Origin of the sequence: Bartonella mastomydis, from assembly GCF_900185775.1 — a bacterium.
In the GTDB taxonomy this organism is placed as follows: Bacteria; Pseudomonadota; Alphaproteobacteria; order Rhizobiales; family Rhizobiaceae; genus Bartonella; species Bartonella elizabethae.
In genome coordinates this window covers 483323-508929 of sequence record NZ_LT883138.1, presented here as the reverse complement: position 1 = coordinate 508929, position 25607 = coordinate 483323, and the positions used below count along the sequence as shown (strand labels likewise).

Annotated in this window: 18 protein-coding genes and 1 pseudogene; 5 read left to right on the top strand and 14 right to left on the bottom strand. The window is 36.7% G+C overall.

Going from position 1 to position 25607, the window contains the following annotated elements:
• Nucleotides 1–24: 24 nt before the first annotated feature.
• A complete protein-coding gene (secG, locus tag FJG96_RS05295; protein WP_139413067.1) occupies nt 25–477 on the bottom strand; it encodes a preprotein translocase subunit SecG in 453 nt (150 codons plus the stop codon).
• Nucleotides 478–559: 82 nt separating this feature from the next.
• On the bottom strand, nt 560–1324 hold the full coding sequence (tpiA, locus tag FJG96_RS05290) for a triose-phosphate isomerase (RefSeq protein WP_139413066.1): 765 nt from the start codon (nt 1322–1324) through the stop codon (nt 560–562).
• A 154-nt stretch (nt 1325–1478) separates the two neighbouring features.
• Here tpiA and FJG96_RS05285 point away from each other — a divergent pair, with 154 nt between their 5' ends.
• Nucleotides 1479–3368, top strand: a complete 1890-nt coding sequence (locus tag FJG96_RS05285; protein ID WP_139413065.1) for a peptidyl-prolyl cis-trans isomerase — start codon at nt 1479–1481, stop codon at nt 3366–3368.
• A gap of 1142 nt (nt 3369–4510) precedes the next feature.
• Here the strand turns inward: FJG96_RS05285 and FJG96_RS05280 are convergent.
• From FJG96_RS05280 to yajC, 3 genes are all read right to left on the bottom strand, one after another.
• Nucleotides 4511–5371, bottom strand: a complete 861-nt coding sequence (locus FJG96_RS05280; protein WP_139413064.1) for a phytoene/squalene synthase family protein — start codon at nt 5369–5371, stop codon at nt 4511–4513.
• An 855-nt stretch (nt 5372–6226) separates the two neighbouring features.
• Nucleotides 6227–6613: an Mth938-like domain-containing protein gene (locus FJG96_RS05275; RefSeq protein ID WP_139413063.1), complete on the bottom strand. Its 387-nt coding sequence runs from the start codon at nt 6611–6613 to the stop codon at nt 6227–6229.
• Nucleotides 6614–7054: 441 nt separating this feature from the next.
• Nucleotides 7055–7516, bottom strand: coding sequence for a preprotein translocase subunit YajC (gene yajC / locus FJG96_RS05270; RefSeq protein ID WP_139413062.1), 462 nt, complete (start codon nt 7514–7516; stop codon nt 7055–7057).
• 710 nt (nt 7517–8226) lie between these two features.
• Between yajC and FJG96_RS09315 the strand changes: the two are divergent.
• Nucleotides 8227–8356 (top strand): annotated as a pseudogene (locus FJG96_RS09315) (antA/AntB antirepressor family protein); the annotation flags it as partial.
• Nucleotides 8357–8444: 88 nt separating this feature from the next.
• Here the strand turns inward: FJG96_RS09315 and FJG96_RS05260 are convergent.
• From FJG96_RS05260 to tatA, 6 genes are all read right to left on the bottom strand, one after another.
• Complete coding sequence (locus tag FJG96_RS05260; protein ID WP_139413061.1) at nt 8445–9593, bottom strand: M23 family metallopeptidase; 1149 nt, start codon at nt 9591–9593, stop codon at nt 8445–8447.
• Nucleotides 9594–9755: 162 nt separating this feature from the next.
• On the bottom strand, nt 9756–10415 hold the full coding sequence (locus FJG96_RS05255; protein WP_139413060.1) for a protein-L-isoaspartate(D-aspartate) O-methyltransferase: 660 nt from the start codon (nt 10413–10415) through the stop codon (nt 9756–9758).
• Nucleotides 10416–10547: 132 nt separating this feature from the next.
• Entirely contained in the window at nt 10548–11825 is a 1278-nt protein-coding gene (gene serS, locus FJG96_RS05250; RefSeq protein ID WP_139413059.1) for a serine--tRNA ligase, read from the bottom strand.
• Between the two features lie 77 nt (nt 11826–11902).
• Nucleotides 11903–12685 carry a twin-arginine translocase subunit TatC gene (gene tatC, locus FJG96_RS05245; protein ID WP_139413058.1) on the bottom strand — a complete coding sequence of 261 codons (783 nt, stop codon included), beginning with the start codon at nt 12683–12685 and terminating at the stop codon, nt 11903–11905.
• Nucleotides 12682–13110 carry a twin-arginine translocase TatA/TatE family subunit gene (locus FJG96_RS05240; RefSeq protein ID WP_139413057.1) on the bottom strand — a complete coding sequence of 143 codons (429 nt, stop codon included), beginning with the start codon at nt 13108–13110 and terminating at the stop codon, nt 12682–12684. Before FJG96_RS05240 ends, tatC begins: the two co-directional genes overlap by 4 nt.
• Before the next feature lie 71 nt (nt 13111–13181).
• Nucleotides 13182–13493, bottom strand: coding sequence for a twin-arginine translocase TatA/TatE family subunit (gene tatA / locus FJG96_RS05235; RefSeq protein ID WP_139413056.1), 312 nt, complete (start codon nt 13491–13493; stop codon nt 13182–13184).
• A gap of 682 nt (nt 13494–14175) precedes the next feature.
• Here tatA and FJG96_RS05230 point away from each other — a divergent pair.
• The 3 genes from FJG96_RS05230 to pgsA all read left to right on the top strand — a co-directional run bounded on the left by FJG96_RS05230 (nt 14176) and on the right by pgsA (nt 18284).
• On the top strand, nt 14176–15036 hold the full coding sequence (locus FJG96_RS05230; RefSeq protein WP_139413055.1) for a 23S rRNA (adenine(2030)-N(6))-methyltransferase RlmJ: 861 nt from the start codon (nt 14176–14178) through the stop codon (nt 15034–15036).
• A 607-nt stretch (nt 15037–15643) separates the two neighbouring features.
• Nucleotides 15644–17629, top strand: a complete 1986-nt coding sequence (uvrC, locus tag FJG96_RS05225) for an excinuclease ABC subunit UvrC (protein WP_139413054.1) — start codon at nt 15644–15646, stop codon at nt 17627–17629.
• Nucleotides 17630–17702: 73 nt separating this feature from the next.
• Complete coding sequence (gene pgsA, locus FJG96_RS05220) at nt 17703–18284, top strand: CDP-diacylglycerol--glycerol-3-phosphate 3-phosphatidyltransferase (protein WP_139413053.1); 582 nt, start codon at nt 17703–17705, stop codon at nt 18282–18284.
• Nucleotides 18285–18601: 317 nt separating this feature from the next.
• On the opposite strand, the gene ndk is transcribed toward pgsA, so the two are convergent.
• The 3 genes from ndk to bafA (FJG96_RS05200) form a co-directional block, all read right to left on the bottom strand.
• The gene (ndk, locus tag FJG96_RS05215; RefSeq protein WP_139413052.1) at nt 18602–19024 is read right to left on the bottom strand and encodes a nucleoside-diphosphate kinase; all 423 of its coding nucleotides are present in this window, start codon (nt 19022–19024) and stop codon (nt 18602–18604) included.
• Nucleotides 19025–19418: 394 nt separating this feature from the next.
• On the bottom strand, nt 19419–22010 hold the full coding sequence (bafA, locus tag FJG96_RS05210) for a BafA family autotransporter (protein ID WP_139413051.1): 2592 nt from the start codon (nt 22008–22010) through the stop codon (nt 19419–19421).
• An 820-nt stretch (nt 22011–22830) separates the two neighbouring features.
• The gene (gene bafA, locus FJG96_RS05200) at nt 22831–25392 is read right to left on the bottom strand and encodes a BafA family autotransporter (RefSeq protein WP_139413050.1); all 2562 of its coding nucleotides are present in this window, start codon (nt 25390–25392) and stop codon (nt 22831–22833) included.
• Nucleotides 25393–25607: the final 215 nt, after the last annotated feature.

Sequence of the window (25607 nt, the reverse complement as noted above, 5' to 3'; positions counted from 1 at the left end):
AAAATCTATATTTTCTTTAAAGAACTATTTTGTATTATGATCCGGAACTGTGTTTTCAAGAACCGGCGGAACTGGGGTTTCCGCTTCAGGATTTTTAAGCGATTTTTGTTCCTGCGGAGAATCGGAAGGACCTCCTAGCTGTTCAAGAATAGAAGGGGAAGACTTATCATCTGATGATGGGATTGATTCTGAACCTTTATTGGTAGAATTCTGCTCTGAATTAACCGGTATACGCTTTAAAATATCAGAGCTCGAATTTGATATACTTCCCACAACAGTAAGTCCAATGGACACAACAAAAAAGCAACAGGCTAAAATAGCTGTCAACCGTGTTAAAGGATTTCGAGATCCACGGGTTTTCATCAGCCCTGAGCTATTACTCACACCGAGCCCACCGCCTTCTGAAGGCTGGATTAAGATAACTCCAACCAAAGTAATCACAATCAATAAATGAATAACAATAAGTACTGTTTGCATAAACCCTGCTCTTCCAATAACTCTTTTATAGCTATTTACACATAAATAACACACAATCCAAGAGGGAACTCAAATTTCTCTGCTATAATTTACGACAAACATCGCAAATCGTTAAGAAATCAATGGCTTTTAAGCTAGCTCCACCGATCAAAGCCCCATTAACATGAGGAATGCTTAAAAGCTCAAAAGCATTGGATGGCTTTACGGATCCACCATAAAGCAAACGTATCTTATTGCCTTCATCACCAAAACGAGAGCGCATCTCATCACGAATAAAATGATGCACTTTTGCAATATCTTCTGAAGTTGCCGTATTGCCAGTACCTATCGCCCAAACAGGTTCATAAGCGATAATGGTATTCTCTGCTGTTGTATCATCTGGTAAAGATCCTTCAAGCTGTTGCGTAAGGACATTTAGGACTTCATTATTGTTGCGTTCCTCCAATGTTTCACCAATACACACAAGCGTCACAAGACCTGCGCGCCACGCTGCTCGCACTTTAGCACAGACAATTGAATCATTTTCCTGATACGCTGTACGACGTTCCGAATGCCCAAGAATAACATGACTTGCTCCAGCTTCTTTAAGCATAAAAGCTGAAATATCTCCCGTATAAGGACCATGATCATCAAAGTGACAATCTTGCCCTCCTAAAAGGAGATTTGCACCATCCAGCGTATCAGAAGCAGGCGATAAAAGCGTTGCTGGAAGACAAATAAGCGCTTCAAATAGATGATTGAGATCAGAGCTAACGCCTGTAGCAATAGCACGTAACTCTCCAAGCGATTCTCTCGTTCCATTCATTTTCCAATTTCCAGCAAGAAAAGGCCGAATATTTGGAGACATATTTTTACCTCAAGAGCTCTTATAATACTTTGTTTATCTGTAGTATCAAATTATAAAACGAAAGCAAGTCTTTAAAAGCTTGCATCTTTCGTCTCTTTATTGCAAATTCCATGACTGCTTTGATAGTAACTTATATTAAAAATGGGATTGAACAATGCTTGACGTCATAAGAAGTGCTACAAATTCTTGGATTTGCAGAGTTTTTCTTGCTATTTTACTCTTATGCTTCGTTCTTTTATGGGGGATACCACGGTTACACACAAAAAGCGAAAGAGATCTTATTACTTCTGGAAAGTCCATCGTAACGATCGATGATTATCGTCTCGCACTTGCCGATCAAAGCGCACGTTTAGCACAAGCAGCTCATCTTGGGCGAATGTTTACCCCAAATGAAATGCAGCAATACCAAATTCCTGCTTTTGTGTTTAATCAATTGCAACAAAATGTACTGCTTGATGAACAAGTCCGTAAAATGAAAATAAGTCTTTCAAAAGATACAATCGCCCGTACGATTGGTTCTGATAAGATGTTCCAGATAAATGGTATATTTGATAAAAATTTATTTTATAACTATCTTCAGCATTTACGTATCAGTGAAAGTGCTTTTCTTAATTATTATACCAAACAAGAAAAGCGTAACCAACTTATTGCAGCTTTACTCTCTGACATGAAAGCACCCGATCTCTTTTATAAAGCACTTGCTCTTTATCAAGGAGAAATGCGGAATGCTGATTATCTCGTTATTGATCTAAAAGGAAAGCAAACGATTGCTGATCCTGATCACGAAACACTACAAAAATGGTTTGAAACACATCAAAGTGAATTTCGCGCTCCGGAATACCGTACTGTCTCTTTGCTATCGATGGAACTTAATGATTTCGTAAAACCCAATGATATCTCAATAGATGAGGCGAAAGCCTATTATACCCAAAATGCTTCACGTTTTGTAACGCCTGAAAAGCGCATATTCGAAGAACTGCGCTTCCCCACCCGCGAAGAAGCCGATAAAGCGGCAAAAAAAATAGCCGATGGATTGAGTTTTGATGAACTGGTAAAAACTGAAAAAAAGACTCTTAAGGACATAAAAAAAGGGCCTCTTGCAGAAAATGAACTTCCTCCTCATCTCGCATCTGAAATTTTTGAACTCCAACAAGGGCAAGTCAGTTCTGTAATAAATGACTTACAGGGACCTGTTCTCATTCGCGTCACACATATTGAACCTACAAGCTCACTTCCTTTTGAAAAGGTAGAAGAAAATATTCGTCAAACACTTGCTAAAAATCGCGCTGCTGATGAAATCCGTAACAATTATGTATCCATTGAAAATGCTCGTTTTGAAGGCGCTTCTTTTAAAGAGCTTGCGGACCAATACAAATTAACTCTGCGCACAATTACCCTTGATAAAACAGGCAAAACGCTTGAAGGTACAGTCCTCACCGATTTGCCTCAAAAAGATACTTTACTAAATGCCATCTATCAATCAAATGAAGGCGCCGATCTTGATCCTCTCTCTTTTCAAAATGGTGGATATCTCTGGTATAAGGTCGATAAAATTATTCCTGCCCGCGATAAAACACTAGAAGAAGCTAAGATAGATGTTCTTTCTCAATGGAAAAATGAGGAGATCCAACGCCTTCTTGATGAAAAAGCCCAAAATGCTCTCAAACAGCTTATGGAAGGAAAAAGTTTTGTTGCCCTTGCTCAGGCACTTGGTGTTACAAAACAAACAACGCCCCTCCTCCGGCGTCAAGATCCCTCTGAAATCCTTGGTGTTGAAGGAATTAAAACATTATTTTCTGGTCCCCAAGGTCATTATGGCATCATAAAAGGTCCGGTTGCAACAAACCGTATCGTTTATCAAATAAAGTCTGTAACGATGCCTAAAGACATCACGCCTCATACTCTTCCACCTGAGGTTCGGACCAATATAGACTTAATGGTAAGCGAAGATCTCAAGCTAGAAATGCTACAAAGTGCTAATCAAGAACATCCTTTAGAGATTAATAGCAAAAATTATAATCAGATCTTTAACGCTCTCCAATAAAAAGGATGTACATAATTTAAAAAAACTTATTTGATAGAGTTTCTATCAGCGCTCCATCTATCGTTGAAAAAAAATAAGGCCGATCTCTTGTTTGCTTTTAGCTTAAGATCGGCATTATAATTAATGCTCTCGCAAGTCAGTGCATTTATGGATTTGCGAGAAAATAGTCAATGGGTATGGGGAGTCCGTTTTTTTCAACGCGGTAAGCAATATTATCTATCTAAAAGCTGTAAAGGTTGTCGCCAATTCCGCTATAAATGTCATCCCTCTTGTCATTACATTTACAGCTTGTCATATTGCCACTCTTAGCATTCAATTCATAAGGTGTGTATTGCTTCTTCCTTCCATGATTTTCATTGACACACCCAACTTATGATATGAAAAAACTATTTTAACATTCATTATAAACGTGATTTAAAATGAGAAAATCTTTATTTATTCAACGCTCTCATTCAATATGGAAAAAATAAACTCTCATGATAAATTAATATTTCTCCATATCATAGCAATCATCAATTACAGATTCATAACTTTAATTTTTCAAAAATGAGCGTTTTTCTATAGCCTTAATAGGCGGCTAAAGTAATTCCTCTCGTAATAAAAGAGAAATTATATTTCATTTGAAAATAAAATACGACCAATACATTTAGAGTCCCCAATACCAAAATTCTTTATCAAATGAACCAATGTATTAGGCTTTATCTTATATTTTTGTATAATATATTGATTTATAATAATAATATAGTATTATTTATATTGAATAAAAATCCTAAATACCATAAGATTCTTTTATTCTGAACTCATTCCGTATTGAATCAATCAAAACCTCTCACTTACACGTTACAAACGGAATGAGCGTTTGGATAATAAACATTAAAGAAAGAACATACCTCTTATGAAGAATTCCAAGGGCTGTCGCAATATTGGGAGTTGGACGCCTATGTAACAATGGTGCCGGCTTGTGCCTCTCCAACCACCCAATACATTGTATTTTCAAGGTCTTAAAATTTCTTATTCTTTTGCGTTCATAGAAAAAATTATCTCAATGTTTTCCATAACAACGAAATGATTTGGAATTCTAATATCTCTTTTTATCTTCAACATAAAAAAAATCAGTCTAACTCTAACGTTGTCATATTCTTTTACAATATCTTTGGAAAATGACCGCTTAGTGCTGTTCTTGTTATCAACCAATAGCGATGTATCAATGGCAAAGTTGCACTTTCTTGAAAAATTGCAGCCCCTAGCTGTAGAGCCTTTTGAAGAGAAGCCGGTATAATGACCAATGGAAGAAAGGCTGGCTTAAGAGCTCTAGGTAAAGTATGAGAAGACGCATAAAACTTGGTATAATGGTCACGTGATAATGCGACCATAGCTTCAACAATATGGTCCTTTTGTTGATCACTGAGACGATGAGAATCCAAATCCTTCCTATTTACCCCTACAGCCTGCAGCATATTAGTAGGTAAATAATAGTAATAGCGTGATTGCATGAAGGATAAAAGGCGCAATACACCGCTTAATCCTTGAGCAATTCCTCCATGTTTATAGGTATCTGTAAAATCTTGTGCGGCATCAGGATCTAATATCTGACAAGAAAGCTGTAAAATTATACTTGCTGTTTCACCACAATAATGCTCGAGATCATGAAAGGTTTCTAGTGGGTTGTGGTAAAGGTCTAAAATTTGTGCATCACAATACCGTAAAAAAGCTGTTTTAGGTAAATTAAAAAGAGTTATTGCTGTCAATAAATCACTTAAAATCGGATTACTGCCACTCGTTTGCATTTCACCATGCGCGATAGAATCATACCACCAGCGTAATCGTATTTCGCCGATGAGTGGATCATGAACACTTTCACGAATACGAGAAATCTCAGCATTAAATGCGTAGAGAGCAGCCAATGCTTTGCGCTTTTTTTTAGGTGCAAATAAAACCGATATATAGCGATCACGATCTATGGTACGTAAAATATCAAGACAATAAGGAAGAGAACCTATCATTCTATGAACCTATTAATGTCCCTTTTTTAGCCATTCAATTAATATTCTCTTTTTATTCATATTAAAAAATGAGAGATAAGAAAATACAGTTCAAAAAATAAGATTTTTAAATGTATTTCTTCCTGTCTGATGAATGAAAGTTTCTTTTTTAGTGACTTTTCTTTTCTGAAAGGAAATTTTTTAAAATTAAAAATTAAATCAATCATTTTTTTGATAAAATTTATCTTATAAGTTGAAACTTTCATTTATCGTAAAAGCAGCTAAAAATGAACCGTAGCATGCGTAATGAAACTTATGACAACAGACAACGCAAAACTCTTGTTAACTGAATAGATGACAATGCACTTTTATAGAAAATGCACTGATTATAAAAACTTCATCAAATGATTGACCTCTTCTCTTTTCTAAGAAGCAAAGATTTCTCTCCGCACCAGTCTGGCAAAAATCCAATTATTTTTGATAAGTTGCTATTGCTCATAACGAATTAGTTGATAACAATACTTTATCGTTTTGTCTGTTGAATTAGAAACCCTAAGGTCATATCATTCTCTCATTTCAAACCTATTCCCTTTCACGTGACACACAGAGCGGATGTGTGGATATTTTTTGAATAATCCCTCTTATAAATCGCCTCAGCTGCCTGAGGCTTATCACTTATGTGATATACGAGTCCCTATAAGCGAAGACCTGCTCTGAATACTTGCTGCTGTATTTAAAATACACTTAATGTAGGAAGTTATGTATATTTTACGTTCCTTATATCACCGCCTTAAACGACTGTATTTTGAAACACAGCACAATAATCACACGCATCTTTTATGCTAGACTAAGGTATTTATTTTATTAAACAATGCTTTATTCTACCGCAAATAATAATGCCGCAACAGCGCGATCTTCAGCCAATAAAACATTAAATGTACGCACCGCTGCTCCTGTACTCATTGTATCTGATGAAATACGCTTTTCCCATAAAAGAACTCGTAACTCTTCGGGTAATCGTAATAATTCAGTTCCAGTCCCTATTAATAAAACTTCAATCTCATTTGCCTCTTCTAAAACACGAGATAGATCCTCTTGAGCGGGAAGAGGCTCAGCCATATCAATGCCATAAATTCCTGATGGGACACAAATAATAGAACCTCTATGTGACATATCAGCAAAGCGAAATCCACCATTTCCATAAGCATCAATAGGTGCACGACTTGGGAAATGTGCTTCACGAATTTGAATGGCATCGGACATAAATAAGCACCTTTTATTTTTAAAAACCCTCTTGTCTTTTACTTCTCACCATAAAAGTTAACGGCAATACAAATAGTGATAGGTTAACCCTAGCTCTTCAGAATATTGAGGTAGAGATTTTACTATAAAATTTTGATCGGATCATACAACAAATATATGAAAATTTAGCAATAAACTGCGATTAAATGCTATACTTATATACCTTTTAAAAATTTTTCTGATTAGTTAACACAAAGATAAGAAACTTCTCTTTGATGGAAATAGGTACATTGTTTAAAAGACAGGAAAACTTGTCGTAATATCCCATAAATAAAACAACAATTTTAATAGTCTACAGAAAACAAAGACACTACTTTCTGTCGTGACTATAAAAACATTCCTCCTAATGAAATTGCCTTTATATTTCGATATTTTTTATAAAAATGCTTTTGCACTTACACTTTAAGATGCATTTTCCTTATTTTCCTTTGATACAGTTTTTTCCTCTTTAGAGATACTCACATCTCCCCTCACAGTCTTTTTAGACTTAGACTTTTGTGGTGTTTTTGTTTTAGCATTAAGTTTTGATTTTTTTTCTGTAATCGGCTGACCTTTAACACGTACATCCGCTAATGTTGAACGAACAACACGAATATTCATATTCTCACCAATTTCAACCTCTAGTTCACCACTCTCGTCGTGAACCTTCGTAACCTTGCCGATAATACCACCACCCGTTATAACTGTATCACCACGACGTACTGCATTAAGCATCTCCTGCCGTTTTTTCATTTGGGCGCGCTGTGGACGAATGGCAAAAAAATACATAATTGCAAAAATTAAAATGAATGGGATAGCGTTAACAAATGAAATTCCACTGGAAACATCGCCTGCACTTTGAGCATAAGCGTTCGTAATAGACATTTTTATCTCCTATAGTTAAACTTCAGGTATTTCCCACTCTCTTAAAACAAAACTCCGATTCAGAAAAAATTCCTAAAGAATTTATTATAAAAAGTGATAATGATATAACGTAATCTTGGTTTTATGAAAATGCAATAAATCCTTAAGAGACAGAATACAATAAGAAAAAAATTTAAAAAACAGATTTATTTTTCTCTATTATATATCCTCCACTAGAAGCCTTTTTTCTTACTCGATAAACGATACAAAACAATTTTTCTAATAGAAAAACATTAATTTATAGAGATAACTCATTATTTTTTAATGTCGAATAATAGAGCTCAATACCAAAAAACGCTCTCATTTCAAACCCTTTGAATTCATCAAAAAAAATTTCTTGCCCATCACGCCTGTGAAATGAACATAAAGATAAAAACTCTTTATGATAAGAAGTCAAATATCTTTTCTCATGCCCCTCTCAAATGCAAGAGTATTGCGAATGCTGGGTGTTGGCAAATCGTATGATGCTCTTTGTCTTATGCTTCATAAACATAAATATGATAATTTCTAATGCTCCCCAACAAACTACTCTTCTAAATCAATGATTTTTTGCTGACTTATTACGTTAGACATGTGCTAATATCTTTCGATGATAGAGCGTAATGATAAATCCATGAAACACGTCAATACTTTATCAAATGAGATCGGCTTTGAAAAAAGAAGTAACATAACAGATTGATTATTCGACTCCTCAAACATTGCTTAGTGTCTTGAATCATCTACAAGAGCAAATTGAACAGAAATATCATGATTGCAGAATTAGCACCGAAAGTAGAAGCTTTAGAAAATTTAAACGGTTCTTATGAGTGCTATTGATTTAAGAAAATAAATTGTTTTCATGAAATTTCCATAAACTATAAGCGCATTGAAATTTAATGTCATCAATCCCTTAGTTTTCCAAATATTTAAGAGGATCAACGGGTAACGAATTTTTACGCATCTCAAAATAAACACGTGGCGTTTTAACATTTCCTGAAACACCCGACTTCGCAATCTCATCACCGCGTCTTATCCTTTGGCCTTTGTTAACAACAAGCTGACTATTACATCCATAAATAGTGATAATATTATTTTCATGTCGAATCATAACAACATTACCCAGCTCTTTTAATCCATCTCCCGCATAAATAACGACACCATTTTCCGCCGCCTTTACCGATGATCCTTCAGGTACAGCAATGTCTATTCCTCGATTCATTATGGTTCCTTTTTTTTGACCAAACTGGCTTAATAAACGCCCTCGTACCGGCCAGCGCATCTTAGAAATCCCTGTGGCTTGCGGCGTCTTAATATTATCTGTACGTGTAACGGTACTTGATAAATCAGATTCATGGTTTAATTGCATCATCTGTTTAGAAGAATTTTTTTCAGGATTTGACCTGTTCACCTGTGCAGAAAGTGGCGTTGTTACAGGAGCTTTATATATAGGAGAAGCTTTCTTATTCTTTATAGAAGACGTCACCTGAGGTTGGAATGAAGATTTTGCTGTTGAAGTTGCTAACGTACGTCTGCTTGGAAGCACAAGAACCTGACCGATATAAATGGAATTGCTGTTTATACCATTTGCTGATTTTAATGCCTCCACACTAACCCCTACTTGTCGTGCAATACTGAGTAGTGTATCTCCACTCTGGACAATATAAGAGTTCTGCCGGAAAATAGGAGAGTTATTCATTTGTGAACGGGAAAGTGTTCCAAGGTTACGTGGAGGTGCCCCCATAACACGATCATCAGAAGAAACTCCCCTACCTTGCTGTGAAGAATTATAGGGAGGATTGTCATCGATCCACGAATCATCACTTGGCTCCACAGGAGGCAACTCAGTGCTTTGTATCATTTCCCCGCCGTACGATAGCATTCTCGGATCTGTAGACATAGAGTTCACTATATCTGATTGAGATGGTTCCCTATGATGAGAAGCAATATTGGAAAAACGTTGTGAACCAGAACTACAACCAGCAACAATAGTTACCACCGCTAAAAAAGTTATTCTCTGAAAATTATACTGAAAAATATTATCCAAAGCTTTTAGACACATCGTTTTGCTCACTCATCAATACTCAACTTACTCCATTAAAGCTTTTTTAAATTACCGAAGTGTTAAAATGAAATGTTTTATTCATAAATATCTTTAATTAAGATCAAAGTGAATTTAATAGAGAAAGTAAAATAATTTGTACTATTTCTTAAATTTTAAAAATTAGAGTCTCTCCGCAATACCTTTAATAAAAGGTTGATAACGCACTTGAAACAGTTCTAAACACTCAAATCGACTCCCAATTTTTGTATAGCGCGTCACCGTTTGTACCCCTTCATCAGGTCCTATCGCCTGAATGAGAATTCCATTTTCAGCTAAAAGTTCTAAAAACTCCTTAGGTTCATCAGAACGTGATGGCCAAATAAGAATGCGATCAAATGATCCCAAACCTACAACATTATGACTTCCATCACACTGGCGTATAACAATATTTTCAATACCCAAAGTTTGGAATTTTTGGCGTGCTAAATCAACAAGCGTTTTATAACGATCAACCGTTGTCACACGGTCACTTAAGCATGCCATAAGAGCCGTACAAAAGCCAGAGCCTGTACCAATTTCTAAGACACGATGCTTTTTTTTCAATGATAGTGCCGAAAGAATTAAGAGTTGTTCTTCCAAACGTTCCATATATTCCCCACACTCAAGGGGAATAACTTTATTATCATAAGCACTATTAAACCACGGAGCAGAAACAAATTGTTGACGTGGAATTTTCTCTAATGTCGAAAAAAAGCGCATGTCATCAATGCCTTTGCTACGCATTTTCAGGACAAGAGCAGCCAACTCCTCACGAAATTGCAAAATACCCTTTTGCTCCATAGTATCATTCACTCTCTAATGGAGATGCACCTTTATTATCCCTACAAACCGCTTCTTTTAAAATGGCAAAACCTTGCGTTTGCACAGCATTACCTCTTTGCAATAAACGCATAGTGTCTCTCCTTTCGAAAATTAAGCAGTAATATAACGCATGCCTCCCATATAGGGTTGTAAAACATCCGGAACAATAATTGACCCATCAGCCTGTTGATAATTTTCAAGCACAGCAATAAGACAACGGCCAACAGCTGTACCAGAACCATTAAGACTATGAATAAAATGTAATTTTTTATCGCCTTCTTTACGATAGCGAGCGTTCATACGACGACCTTGAAAGTCTCCACAAACAGAACAACTAGAAATTTCACGATAACATTCTTGTCCGGGAAGCCAAACCTCAATGTCATAAGTTTTACGTGCTGCAAACCCCATATCTCCCGTAGAAAGAACTACTGTGCGAAAAGGCAAATCGAGTCGTTTTAAGATATCTTCTGCACATTCTGTCATACGTTCCAATTCAATGAGAGACTGCTCTTCACTGGTAATCGAGACCATTTCTACCTTCCAAAACTGGTGCTGACGCAACATACCGCGTGTATCACGACCAGCCGCTCCCGCCTCTGAACGAAAACAGGGAGATAAAGAAGAAAATCGCAGTGGCAAATCTGATATTTCAAGAATTTCATCGTTGACCAAGTTCGTTAATGGCACTTCTGCTGTGGAAATAAGCCATCGGCCATCTGTTGTTTGAAAGAGATCTTCAGCAAACTTCGGCAATTGAGCTGCTCCATAAACAATCTCATCACGAACAAGAAGAGGAACAGAAACTTCTGTATAACCATGCTCATTGACATGCACATCAAGCATAAATTGTCCCAATGCTCGTTCTAGCCGCGCTAACGCCCCTGAAAGCACTGTAAAACGTGTTCCAGATAAACGACTAGCTCGCTCAAAATTCATCTGCTTGAGATCTTGACCAAGATCAAAATGCTCCTTTGGTGTAAAATTAAAGGTTGGAGGTGTCCCAAAATGTCGAATGACAACATTATCACTTTCATCTTTACCTTCCGGAACATCATCCAATGGAATATTGGGAAGAGCTGAAAGAATTTTTTCAAGATTTTCCGAAAGCTTTCTTTCTTCCACTGTTGCAGAAGAAAGAAAGACTTTAATCTCTTCAACTTCAGCTCTAAGACGTTCAGCCATTTGCTCATCAGATACAGCTAAAGCTTGTCCTATTTCCTTTGAAATCGCATTGCGACGTTCCTGTGCTAATTGTACCTTAGCAACATAGGACCGGCGTGCAAGATCAAGTTGTATTAACCTTTCAGCTTGTGGCTCAAGGCCTCTCCTTACGAGTGCTTTATCTAATTCTTCTGGATTTTCGCGAATCCACTTAATATCAAGCATTAAAATTCCTCATTTATATTGTTTTTATTCTATATCGTTTTTATTCATTTCTCATCACGTAAAATCATACACTTTTCTTAAGCGGATTTTCTTCTCTTTTCTATACCGTAAGCAATTAAAATTGAGATCTCATAAAGCGCTATCGTTGGTAAAGCTACTGCAAACATCGTAAAAAAATCCGATGGCGTTATCATTGCCGCAATAATAAAAGAGAGCAGAATAGCCCATTTTCGTTTAGAAACCAAATCATGAGACGTTAAAAATCTAACTTTTGTTAAAAGACTGATGACAAGAGGCAATTGAAAAATCAAACCAAAAATGAGGATAAACGACGTCATAAAGCCCAAATAATCAGAAATACGTACGACAAACTCTATCTTTAATTGAGCATCTGGAAGAAATTGTTGAGAAAGGCTAAACCATAGTATTATTGGCGCCAATAGAGCATAAACAAATGCTCCTCCAATACAAAATAAAATAGGGCCACCAATGAGAAAGGGCAAAAAAGCTCTGCGCTCATTTTTATAAAGCCCTGGTGCAATAAAACTATAGAACTGAAAAGCCATATAAGGAAACGATAAAATAATTCCCCCAAAAGCAGCAAGTTTCATCTTTGTTAAAAAAGTTTCCCATACCTGCGTTGATTGCAAACGAATACTCTCAGGATTCCCTCCTGCTATTTTCATCGCCCATTGATACGGCCATAGTAAAAAATTCAAGATATAATCTTTAACAAGAAAACACATCATAAAAGCGATCATAAATGCAACCAAAACCCAAATAATTCTCTGACGAAGTTCAATTAAATGTTCTAAAAGTGGTACCATATTGGCATCAACTTCATCTTTTTTTACATTCATGACACATCTTTTTTATCTTTAGAAGCAATAGAAACGCTTTCAGGGTGATGAGAAGCACGAGAGACTGTCCTATCTTTCTTGATTGCCTTTTGATCACATGCCAACAGTTCTTTTTCTGATTTATAGTGAATTGCCTTAATACCCAAATTATCGTGAATACCCTCCACTGTATTTTGAATGGAATCAAAAGTTTCTGTCAACTTCTCGCTTGAATCGTTCATATCCGAACATGTTTTTTGCAAATCATCGCTCTCAATTTGTTTTATTACATCATCAAACTGGTGACGAAGTTCATTTGCTGTTGAATGCATATAAGCTCTTACCCTTGCGATTGTCTTGAGTATTTTAGGCAAATCTTTCGGTCCAACGACAATGATGAGAACAAGTAAGATCACGACAAGCTCTGGTCCATCAATCCCAAACATCGCTTATACTCGACTTCCTCATAAAAAATAATGCACAATGATGATGACGTTTTTGTTATTTAATAGGTTTATTATTTGACACGCTGTTTTTTAGCAACAGACATCTTGCCTCCTTTAGAGTGAGAGGAAGCCTTTCTGCGTGTTGCTACATGTTTTACCGATATCGGCTGAGATGGTTGAGATTCTCCATCAATGATTTGGGAAGAAGCAGCCATTTCAACGTTATCCTCAATGCCTCCCTCTTCTTCCTTCATATTCTTTTTAAAGGCTTTAATTCCCTTAGCAACATCGCCCATTAATTCAGAAATTTTACCACGTCCGAAAAGCAAAAAAATAAGCAATAAAATTATAATTAAATGTGTTGGTGAAAAAATATTACCCATTAATCTCTACTCTATGCTTTTTATCTGACTTATTCATGCTACCTCTGAAGAATGTATCAAATATTGTATCCTATTTATATATTTTTTTCTCAACTTAAAAGAAATCACACGCTTTTTAATGGAAGAAGAGTGATCGTCGTCAATTAATCAGCCAATTTTTTAAAAGATGCAACCTCACATTTTTCTGAGTGTTTAAGTGTAATATCGTAATATAGACTCACTCAAAATGTGTATGAGACAATATTTGTAGGCGTGATCATATCTGAGAATATGTCTTATTATTAACGCGTAAAATAATACATTAATTTATAAGAATTATTCATTTGCACATTACAAGCAAGGTTAGCATAGAGAGATAAAAACTCTTAAATGCTCTTCTAGACCAGCTTAATTATCCAAGGCCTAGAAAATAAGTCGCAATATATAAGGATATGATGATGCTCGCTTTCATCTTTATTCAATAAAGAGCTTCCATTGAAATGTTTTCCCTCTTCTTGTTCAACTTTCATAGAAAAGGTTTAAAATCCCAATGAAATAAGGCTCCCGTGACATTCATATTTTATGTGTATCATTTTTTGATGAGAGGCTTATTTAATTTCCACAAAAAAATTTTTATGGATATCAATTCTATTATTCTATGCTAATAACCTGATACAGTTATCCATATGATAGAGTTTTTCCCATGAACTATCGGCATATTTACCATGCTGGCAATTTTGCTGATGTTTTTAAACACATTATTGTCATGCGTATTGTAGAGTATCTCAAACGCAAAGAAAAAGCTTTTCGCGTTATAGATACGCATGCTGGTATCGGTATTTATGACCTCTCTTCTTTAGAAGCCCATAAAACAGGAGAGTGGCGCGAAGGTGTGCAACGAATTTTTTCAACGCCAATCCCTGAAGATTTGAGAGCTCTCCTTTATCCATGGTGTGATATCATTGATGCCCTTAATAAAGGAGAAGAAGAAATTGTATTTTATCCTGGATCTCCTGTTCTTATTCGTCAATTATTACGCAAACAAGATCGCCTTACCGCAATAGAATTGCACAATGAAGATTATCATATTTTAGCAAAAAATTTTGCTGGCGATTATCAAACAAAAGTTCTGCATTTGGATGGTTGGCTTTCCTTAAATGCTCATTTACCCCCCAAAGAAAAACGCGGGTTTATCCTTGTGGACCCTCCCTTTGAAAAAACTGGAGAATTTTCCCGCCTTATTGAGGGATTAATGAAAGCCTATCGCCGTTTTTCTGGAGGAATCTATGCTTTATGGTATCCTGTTAAACATGACAAAGAAATTGAAAGTTTTCTTGATGCGCTTTATCAAACAGGGATTCCTAAAATTTTACAGCTTGAAATGCGTATCCGAAAAAATTCAAGTCCACCGATAATGAATGGAAGTGGAATGATTATTATCAACCCTCCCTATCTTTTGGAAAACGAAATTAAAAAGCTCAGCCCCTTTCTTATCAACCGTCTTGGACAAGATGAAAATGCTCAAATAACGTACAAATGGCTTCAAAGAGAACATCTAAATTAGACTTTGCTCTTACGTTTTCCCTAAAAAATACCCTTTTGTAAGATACAAAGGTGGTAAGACTCTATTATTTTTTTAAATAATATCAATATATAATATAATAATGATAAGCTTATAATGATAACGTGAATTATAGAACAATAAAGCTATTGAGCACCACCATTCTTACGCCTCATAAAAGGGATGTTTAGTTCTTTCTTGTATAGCTTCACTCCACGCGGCTCTCCCCATTTGTAACGTGCAAAAGATATCGGTTTTAAGTGAAAAAATCTTACACTTTTCAGGCGTTTAATTCAATGTCAATAATGATAAATTATTTTTATAAATCAATATTTTACTTCTTTGTTATTTTTTCTTTTAGAAAATGTCTCCTCTTATCATTATGAGTTTCCTCTTCTAATCATGTTTAATGAAACAATTGGCGCGTTCATAAAGCTGTCTTAAATAAACAACTCTCATATTTTTTATGAAAGATAGGCACTCTAAAATCACACTTTTATGCTATAACATGTTATTGATGAGCAAAAATTATTAAAGACATAAATAACCATTATTTAATGAAATAAGAATATTTCATACGTTAAACAAAAAGCATTTCTTGATAAACGAAATGATCCTAAAAAATAATACAAATTATCTGCAAAATGAACGAGAAAAGCTTTCTTTTCTCTCTAACCTTACATGGAACAATGCCAATCAAAGCAATGAGAAAAATCAATTCCAAGGTGTTAAATTCATACAAGAATTTGTTAAACACCTTCCGCATAAGCCAGGAGTTTACAGAATGATTGGTGAAAATGGTGATATTCTCTACGTTGGAAAAGCTCGTAATCTTAAAAAACGTGTTTCAAACTATGCACGTGAAAAAGGACACAATAATCGCATTACCCGTATGATTCGTGCAACATATCATATGGAATTTATCGTTACCCATACAGAAACAGAAGCACTCCTTTTAGAAGCCAATCTTATCAAAAGATTGCATCCACATTTTAATGTATTGCTCCGTGATGATAAAAGCTTCCCTTATATCATGATTACAAATGATCATCGAGCACCTGCACTTTACAAACATCGTGGTGCCCGAACACAAAAAGCTGATTATTTTGGGCCTTTTGCTTCTGCTGGTGCAGTGACACAAACAATTCATGTTTTGCAACGCGCTTTTTTATTACGAACCTGTACCGATGCAATTTTTGAAAACCGTACGCGCCCCTGTTTGCTTTATCAAATTAAGCGATGTTCTGCACCTTGTACTTATGAAATTAGTGAGAGCAATTATAAAGAACTGGTGAGAGACGCAAAAGCGTTTCTTTCGGGAAAAGATCAATCAGTTAAAAATGATATGGTTCAAGCTATGCATAAAGCTGCAGAAAATCTTGATTTTGAACAAGCCGCTTCTTATCGTGATCGCTTATCAGCCCTTTCTCACATACAAAGCCATCAAGGTATTAATCCTCAAACGATAAAAGAAGCAGATGTCTTTGCAATTGCTCAAAAGGAAGGAATGACTTGTATTCAAGTGTTCTTTTTTCGCATGGGGCAAAATTGGGGAAACCGAGCCTATTTTCCTAAAGCAGATCCCTCTTTTTCCCGTAATGAAATTTTAGCAAGTTTTCTTGCCCAATTTTACGATGATAAACCCCTTCCCAAAAGCATCCTTTTATCTGAAGAAATTGAAGAAAAGACACTTCTTACAGAAGCATTAAGCCTCAAAGCAAATCACAAAGTGTCTCTCTCTTTACCCAAGCAAGGTGAACGGAAAACGCTTGTTAACCATGCCTCTCTCAATGCTCATGAAGCGCTTGAACATAAGCTCGCCGAAACAGCAACCCATACAAAATTGCTTCAGGGGCTTGCTGAAACATTCCAGCTCCCTTTTCCTCCGCGCCGTATAGAAGTCTATGACAATTCTCATATTATGGGAACAAATTCTGTAGGGGCTATGGTTGTTGCTGGTCAAATGGGATTTGTTAAAAATCAATATCGCAAATTCAACATTCGCTCAACAGATATCACGCCTGGCGATGATTTTGGCATGATGAAAGAAGTGATTAAACGAAGATTTTCACGCCTTATCAAAGAACATGATTTGCCAAATAAAAATCATGATATAAAAGATCAAGAGGATGATCTTTTTCCCATTTGGCCTGATCTTATCTTAATCGATGGTGGTGAAGGACAAATCAACACTGTGCATACAATACTTGCTGAATTACAATTAAATAACCTGATTACAGTTATTGGAATCGCCAAAGGTGTTGACCGTCATGCGGGACGTGAACGATTTTTTATAAAAGGTACTCCTCCTTTTACACTTCCCCCCCGTGATCCTATTCTTTATTTTTTGCAACGTCTGCGTGATGAAGCACACCGTTTTGCCATTGGCGCGCATAGAATAAAACGAAAAAAAGCAACATTCAAAAATCCACTTGATGAAATCGAAAATATCGGTCCGTCAAGAAAACGAGCGTTGCTTCATCATTTTGGAAGTGCCAAAGCTGTTGCTGGTGCCTCACTTGAAGATTTGAAAAAAGTGACAGGAATATCTCTTGCAACCGCACAAAAAATTCATAACCATTTTCATGAAAAATAGGCTTGTTTCATTACTTTAGCCTTGTTACGTTTAGCAAATATATTTCCCTTTCACAAGAATTGAAAATAGCTCTATGAAAAATCATACTTTTTCTTTTCCGAATCTCTTAACTTATGCACGAATTGTTGCAGTCCCCATGGTTGTTGCGTGCTTTTTTTTAGAAGGACGCCTCCAATCAAGTGATATTGCGCGCTGGATTGCCGTGTCTATTTTTGTCATTGCATCTATTACTGATTTTCTTGATGGTTATCTTGCCCGTATTTGGGAACAAACATCCAATATTGGTCGTATGTTAGATCCAATTGCTGATAAACTTCTCGTCTCAGCTTGTTTGCTCTTGCTTGCCGCAGACAGTACCATCGCTGGATGGACTTTATGGGCAGCCATTATCATTCTTTGCCGAGAAATTCTTGTATCAGGATTACGTGAATATTTAGCTGAATTAAAAGTGAGTGTTCCAGTCTCTCGTCTTGCAAAGTGGAAAACTTTTGTTCAAATGATCGCTATTATCTTTCTTTTAGCAGGACCAGCAGGTAATAAAGTTTTTCCTTACACGGTGGAATTTGGCATTACTATGTTGTGGATTGCCGCCCTTCTTACATTGTGGACAGGGTGGGATTATTTTCGCGCAGGTTTAAAACATGTCATCTCATAAAATTGTCTTCTGATTTATAATGATAATCTATCTTTATGCACCTTGAACAAGAAAAGATACCCATAAATCTACTTATTTTAAATCTATTGATGATCAATCAATTGAAACATTTCTTTTACCCATCACAAACAAAGTTGGTGTCCAGATAAAAGGCATTCAAGAAAAAAATTAATAGGCTTTATCTCTCCATAAAAACAGTTGCAATATTAAAAGCAAAAAAATGATACATCTACATATCTATCAAAGAGATCTATAATCTTGTAAGCAAAAACCCGAGACATTATGTTTTGGGTTTTTGCTTCTTATTTATGCTTTTATTAACCAACAATTTCTATCTCAGAAAACCAAAAAGCGATTTCTGTTTTTGCCGTTTCAGCACTATCGGATCCATGAACAGAATTTTCACCAATCGACAAAGCATGAACCTTACGAATTGTCCCTTCTTCTGCGTCACTAGGATTTGTAGCCCCCATCACTTCACGGTTTTTAGCTATTGCATTTTCTCCTTCCAAAACCTGTACAATTGTTGGAGCAGAAGACATAAATTCAACCAATTCGCTAAAAAAAGGGCGTTCTTTATGAACAGCATAAAAATTTTCAGCCTCACGCTTGCTCATCCACACACGTTTAGATGCAATAACACGCAAGCCCGCATCCTCAAGCATTTTGGTAATTGCGCCTGTCAAATTACGACGCGTTGCATCTGGTTTAATCATCGAAAAAGTACGCTCTAAAGCCATTAACTCACCTTTATTTTATTGATAACATTCTCTGACTGTTTCTATAGCGAGCAGGCAGTCCTTTGCCAAGTGACTTTGCAACAATCTACACAAATTCTCAAAAATATAGAATGGATTGTAAAGAAGACTTCAATAAAATAGATACAGCTATAATTGCCCCTCCCATCATAAGATCACACCCGCCTCTCAGTAAATGTTGAACTCCTTATTATATTTCTAAACGCTTCCCATCAAAACTACCATTTAAACAATAACAATTATAAAAAAAACAACACGTAAAAATACATAACTTTTATGAAAATCTTTTTCTTTAAAAGGAGACGGTTCTAAACACTTCAAACCTAGGTTTTAAAATTCCCTCTCTCACTGAAATCAATTAAAAAATTCTCTATCATTAGAAATGATAGCGTACCCCTATAATTCCCTGAAGAGATTGTTTTGTTTTACGCCCTTTAACATAATGAGCCTCACCATATAACTTCAACTTCTCACTCACAAAACTGCTCAAACCTATCCCTAATTTACCCGCATTACCCGATAAATCGCTCGTAAATGCATGGCGTTCATTAATCACCGTTTGATTGTCATCTTTATTCTCACGCAACCATGCTGCTGTAATATATGCCTGTGAGGAAGAAGCCATGCCAGAGCCAAATTCATACCCTAAAGACAGCCCAATCTCACTGCGCAATGAAGTGAAGGGACGCATGTCACCTCTCATGTCATTCGATAACTTGATTTCTTTTCCTTCAACTTGCAACCATGTAAATTGTCCATAAGGCTGCAACCAACTACTCTTGGACGTCTGAAGTCGATAACCTGCTTCAAAGGAGGCTCCAACCGCCCATTGCTTATAACTGCCCTCAATCCCTAAACCATTCGTGGAAACCGCCTTCAGCGTATTTTGATAATGATTATATTTTAAAATACCATCGAGATACCATCCACTATAATCCAGATAAGTGATATAAGCGCCAATGCCATAACTATTGATACCGCTGGTACCTCCCCGAGCATGCACAATGCGTGCGTGGTCATAACTGCCAAAACCACCTACATAAAACCCTCCATTTTCCCACTCACTTAAGCCATTGATCCCTAAAACAATCCCCGTCTGATCGAGCTTAAAATCTATATGCTCTGTTGCTATGCTCTCTTTCGATTTAATCGCATAGCTCCATAAAGCCGTATTCTTTTTACTGTGATCTAGAATTCCTCTTCCCGAACGCACGCTTTGCATTTCATTGTGGAACACCATCGCTGGAGCCACAGACATCGACAATACCGCATCTGTAGAAGGTGTTGTTAAAAACTGAGAACCTGAAAATGTCTCACCCAATTGTGGAGAAGGTTGCTTCTGATTGCTTGGACGCAAAGTCATTTGATCGGCTAAAACTTGAGAAGAGGCTGAAACAGCCATCTGTTGTTTGTCACCCAAAAAAGGATGTGGATCTGATGGCGGCGACACGACACGAGTCTGATTTTCTTGAGAAGAAGATACTGAAATACTCGAGACTCTTTGTACTTCTCTTAAATGACGTGGAGGCCGTTTCTTAGGTGTCTGTTTTTTAGGAGACCTTGGAGCACGGGTATTTTCACCTCCAGAAGAACCACCTTGTTTAGACTGTGTACCCACATCAGGAGATAATACAACAGGATCCTTCGTTTTCTTGTTTACACATTGTACTTCAGCACTAGAACGCTCTGAATTTTCAGAGGCTTTACTTAGATACCAAATTGTAGCAGTTCCACTAGAACTAGCACATCTTTCTCTCTTCAGCAATTGATACTGATAGGTTCCACCATCAACAGCTGTAATGTCTTTCCCCGAAAGATCTGCCAAGGTAAAATTAGCTCCTTCACCTTGGCTTCTATCGGTAATTAACGGAAGCTCAGTAACAAAACTATTCCTTTGTAAGAGAGAACCTGTAATCTCCCGACCAGAATCTGTAACGCTTATTTTGTGATTCCCTATGCCCTCACCAATCAACAAATAATCACTCACATCCCATGTCGCACTAATATTAAATCGAAAATGTAAACTTCCTGAAAGTCTATCAACATGAAGTGAAATATGACGTGGATCATACTGAATAGAACTAAAAATAACGGTTCCATCTTGTCCCCCTAAATCTTCAATTTTAATCTGTGGTTTATGCTTAGTCTCCCGCTCACCAACAAAAAATAGTGTTTCATCAACTCTTCCCCGTATAGAAAGCTTTTCTTTTGTAATATGGTTTGTCCCATCACCCGCAAATAAATAAAGTTCTCCCTGGCCATTGACTCTTACTTTTCCAACGACATCTTTCGCATTAACATGGAGCCACGATTTGGCATGATCCGTAATTGTTAAAGTATTCACGAGCCCTCTAGGATAGACAACTTGAATAGCTCTTTCACTTAAGGTAGTTCCTACAGACTCTCCTAATGCTAAAACATGTTGCCTGCCATTTCCAAAAACCGAAGTTTTAACTGACTTTCCCCCCTCTTTTCTTTCTCCCGCATAAAGATTTTGTTCTCCATCATTACCCACTTTCGTATTTTCAGCCTGTGCTCCATCATATACATCCTGCTGTCCTATTCCTCCACCACCGCCAGTAACTGTGGCCCCATATGCAATGCTTCGGCTCAACACACTTGCGAGATCAACATCTCTATCTTCAAAAACTAATTGTTTCCCTCCAAGGATTTTAGTTAGCATTGCCTTTCCTGCGCGTGTAACGATTTGCATCCCACCTTTTTGAATAGTGGATTCTAGAGAAACTGCTCCATTTTCAACAAGCTCAATGCTGTCATCCCCGATTTTAATATTATTACTAAGAAACGCACTTGTAATCAGTACTGAACCTTTTGGCACCGTCCCTCCACTTCTCACCTGTGTTACTCTCGTTAGCTCTCCATTTCTACTCTCAACTGCACTTGCAGATTGCACAAGAAAACTACTAATCATCAATGCTGAAAAACTTAACTTGTATTTATATCGCATTATCCACACTCCACTCTCAATTATTTAGAAAAATACCCCGCGGCTACGCAGGTAGTACGTTTTAGATTGTATCATAATGTGTTTTATTTATGTCTAAATGCAATTTTTTAGTGTATTTTTTAAAAATTAAACAACTAAAAGTTGTTATTTTATCAACCACTAAAAACGCTAACTCAAGGTAGAAAAACTGAATAAAATTCAAATTGTTTACTTGAATTCAAGGAATAATTTGCGTATTTGTATTTGAAATTATGGAGGGAAAATGTACATGCCCTTTAACGAGGTTCCAACCCCCATGTAAAACAAAGCGCCCTTGGATTGCATATACACGGGTCTGTTTTAAAGAGACATCTCTCAATATGCCGTGAATCTATTTCCTCACGTCGATAATGAATAATATAATAAACCCATTAAAGACTTCCATCTTTACGCTTATGGTAAAGCAAGTTGACTCTATCACACACTTTACCAGCTCTAAAATGTTGCGATAATCCTTAGCACTTGAAGTGATTCATCAGAAGCATTTTGAGTGCTTTCGTGCACAATTTTATTCTACACGGCTCTCCCCCTTGTGACGTGCAAGCAAATGGTTTTGATTGATTCAACATGGAACAGATTTAAAATGAAAGAATCCTACGATGTTCAAAACTTTCATTCAATATACAAGACAATGAACACTCTATAATAAATTAATACCTTGTCTTAAAAGAGAGTATAAAAGCATCCTTACTGTTTGAAAAGGGCTCTATACTCTCAAAAAGACGTAGTGAAGCGTTATCTGTTTAAAGTTATAAAATTAATCAGCCGTGTAAAGGTGTACTTAGAAATTATAGCGTAATCCTAAAATACCTTGAAGAGCATTTTTAATCTTATGTCCTTTTAGATAATATGCTTCCGCATAAAGTGTGAGTTTATCATTGACCGAACTGTTTAAACCAATTCCTAATTTACCCGCACTACCCGATAAGTCTGTGATAAATTTATGCTGGTTATTAATTATCGCATGATTATCATTTATATTCTCACGCAACCAAGCTGCCATTATATAAGCTGTCAATGAAGTTTCTGAATTCACAAAGAATTCATGCCCTGCCGTTAGTCCAACTTCACTACGGAATGAAATCAATGGACTTAAATCACCGACCATTCCATTGGAAAGTTTTATTTTTTTACCTTCAACCTGCAGACCTGTTAGTTTGATATAAGGCTGCATCCAAGTATTTTGCGCTGGTTCAAAATAACAACCAATTTCAAATGATCCACCGATTGCCCATTGATTGTAATGACTTTGAATCGCTAAACCATTCGTTGAGATGGCTTTCAAATTATCTTTATAATAATTATATTTCAAAACACCATCCATATACCATCCACGGTGATCAAAATAAGTTGCGTAAGTTCCAATGCTATAAGAGCTTAAATCACTGTCCCCCCCTCGCGCATGGGAAACACGTGCTTGATCATAACTAGCAAAACCTCCAACATATAATTCTCCATGCCTTAATTCATTCAGCTGATCAGCACCAAAGACTAAACCTGTCTGCCCAAGCTTAAAGTGTGTATGGCCTGTCGCAATGCGTTCTCTGCTCTTAATCCCATAAGTCCATAGCTCGATATCTTTTCTATTTCTGTTCCAAATTTTTCTACCATTCCGTACACTTTGCAATTCATTGTTAAAAATAAGTCCAGGAACGACGGACAACGTTAACACTGCATCCGTAGAAGGAGTGGTTAATGTTCCCCCAGGAACAAACGGATTTGTAGGATCTGGAATAGAGTTTTCCGGTCCACTGAGGCGGTCTGCAGATAAAAACCAAACTTTTCCATTTTCATCCTTTCTTTCTTTCAGACCATACATATAAGTTCCACCATCAAGGGCATTAATATTTTCACCCTTAAGATCTGTCAGCGTAAAATGCGCTCCACCACTTTGATCCGTAATTAAATCACGTTTATGTGAAAAAGGATCCGTGATTTCAACACCAGAATCAGCAACAGTTATCGTATGATTCCCTGCGCCTTTCTCAACGAAGAGATAATCTCCACGGTCTTGGGCAATTGTGGTATTGAATGCGAAATGTAAACTTCCTGAAAGATTATTCACATGAAGCTGAGAATAATAGGGATCAGAACCCGTAAATGCAAAAATAACACTCCCCTCACCACTTAATTTTTGTATCAAAGAGCTTTTTCCATCAGACTCATCCGCAAGTGAATACAGTTTTGTCTCTTTTCCATTTAAAAGAATATCTTCTACTGTGGTGCGATGTTCATCATTCCCAGCATAAAGATGAAGCTGTCCAGAATGATTTACTTGTGTCTTGCCTTCTAATGTCGCTCCAGCATGTACCCATGATTTTGTTTCATCATTCATTGTTAGATTTTTTACAGATCCATCCGTATATATTTCCTGAATAGCGTTCTCATTTAAAGTGACTCCAATAGCCTGACCGCCTTTTAAGATACGCTGTTTACCACCAGCAAAAACTTCTGTATCAAATGCAAAACCACCATTTTTTGCATCTTCAGACTTTGTTCCAACCTCTTGGATGCCCCCTCGCATAACTTTTGTATTCCAAACTTTACCCCCATCATATACTTTTTGTTGACCGAATGTTTCCTCTTGACCATAAATGACTGTATGAGAAGCGCTACTCCCTTTAAGCTCTCCTCCAACATCCCCCTCCCCAAAAACAAGCTGCTCCCCACCATAAATTTTAGTCTCCTCTACTTTTCCTCCATTTCCAACACTTTGCTGTCCGCCTTCTTTAACGACAGCATTTTTCGAAAAGCCTTGTTTTCCCTTTAAAGCCTGAACATTCTCAATTCCACCATGTTCAATTTTACTATTCTCACTGAGACCTCCTGCATACACATAAAGCTCCGCACCATTCTTTACCGTATTATCGATAGACCGCCCTGGACTATCAATTTCACCATCATTTGAAATGTATGCTTTACCTTCATGATCAAGGACATAATTTTCGAGCAGTGCCCCATCTTTAATGAAGATAAGCTCAGGTTTTTTAAGAAACGCAGTATTTTGTGCTCGCACATTATCTCCAACATTGTCACGATGATTACTCTCAAGCTCCTGCTGGCTTGCAATTCTAGCACCCTTAACAAGGGTAAAATCGCTAGGCTTTTTTAAAAAGCCTAATTCATTGTGTCTTCTTACAATGAAATCATTCGATGCTCCAAGGATGCATCTTCCTGTTTTCATATCTTCATGATATTGATCGTGAAATACTTGATCATTTTCATAACTCGAAGATTGACAGAAAAGAGGTATTCTCCCCTCATTTGCGGCAGCTGCCTGTACAAAACAGCTGCTCAACAAGAGTACCCAAAAATTGCGTTTCCATTTGTATTGTGTAGCCATATCCTCCCCCCTCTTTACGCCTGCATAGACACCAAACGTAACTAGCTCTACAAAATATATTTTCAACCTTAGATTGTAACAATTCTTCTGAGTAGCCTCATTACTTCACTCAAAGAACTGTTCTTTACCATCTCTTCAATGCGTTTTTGACCAAAAATATAAGGAAATTCCTACATTTTTTCAAAGTTTTTTCATCAAAGAAAAAAGTAACACAT

Coding starts and splice junctions, on each gene's coding strand:
- uvrC (WP_139413054.1), top strand. CDS start 15,644: ATGATCCTAAAAAATAATACAAATTATCTGCAAAATGAACGAGAAAAG.
- yajC (WP_139413062.1), bottom strand. CDS start 7,516: ATGTCTATTACGAACGCTTATGCTCAAAGTGCAGGCGATGTTTCCAGT.
- tatA (WP_139413056.1), bottom strand. CDS start 13,493: ATGGGTAATATTTTTTCACCAACACATTTAATTATAATTTTATTGCTT.
- FJG96_RS05275 (WP_139413063.1), bottom strand. CDS start 6,613: ATGTCCGATGCCATTCAAATTCGTGAAGCACATTTCCCAAGTCGTGCA.
- bafA (WP_139413050.1), bottom strand. CDS start 25,392: ATGGCTACACAATACAAATGGAAACGCAATTTTTGGGTACTCTTGTTG.
- pgsA (WP_139413053.1), top strand. CDS start 17,703: ATGAAAAATCATACTTTTTCTTTTCCGAATCTCTTAACTTATGCACGA.
- tatC (WP_139413058.1), bottom strand. CDS start 12,685: ATGAATGTAAAAAAAGATGAAGTTGATGCCAATATGGTACCACTTTTA.
- bafA (WP_139413051.1), bottom strand. CDS start 22,010: ATGCGATATAAATACAAGTTAAGTTTTTCAGCATTGATGATTAGTAGT.
- tpiA (WP_139413066.1), bottom strand. CDS start 1,324: ATGTCTCCAAATATTCGGCCTTTTCTTGCTGGAAATTGGAAAATGAAT.
- FJG96_RS05255 (WP_139413060.1), bottom strand. CDS start 10,415: ATGGAGCAAAAGGGTATTTTGCAATTTCGTGAGGAGTTGGCTGCTCTT.
- ndk (WP_139413052.1), bottom strand. CDS start 19,024: ATGGCTTTAGAGCGTACTTTTTCGATGATTAAACCAGATGCAACGCGT.
- FJG96_RS05260 (WP_139413061.1), bottom strand. CDS start 9,593: ATGTGTCTAAAAGCTTTGGATAATATTTTTCAGTATAATTTTCAGAGA.
- secG (WP_139413067.1), bottom strand. CDS start 477: ATGCAAACAGTACTTATTGTTATTCATTTATTGATTGTGATTACTTTG.
- FJG96_RS05230 (WP_139413055.1), top strand. CDS start 14,176: ATGAACTATCGGCATATTTACCATGCTGGCAATTTTGCTGATGTTTTT.
- FJG96_RS05240 (WP_139413057.1), bottom strand. CDS start 13,110: ATGTTTGGGATTGATGGACCAGAGCTTGTCGTGATCTTACTTGTTCTC.
- serS (WP_139413059.1), bottom strand. CDS start 11,825: ATGCTTGATATTAAGTGGATTCGCGAAAATCCAGAAGAATTAGATAAA.
- FJG96_RS05280 (WP_139413064.1), bottom strand. CDS start 5,371: ATGATAGGTTCTCTTCCTTATTGTCTTGATATTTTACGTACCATAGAT.
- FJG96_RS05285 (WP_139413065.1), top strand. CDS start 1,479: ATGCTTGACGTCATAAGAAGTGCTACAAATTCTTGGATTTGCAGAGTT.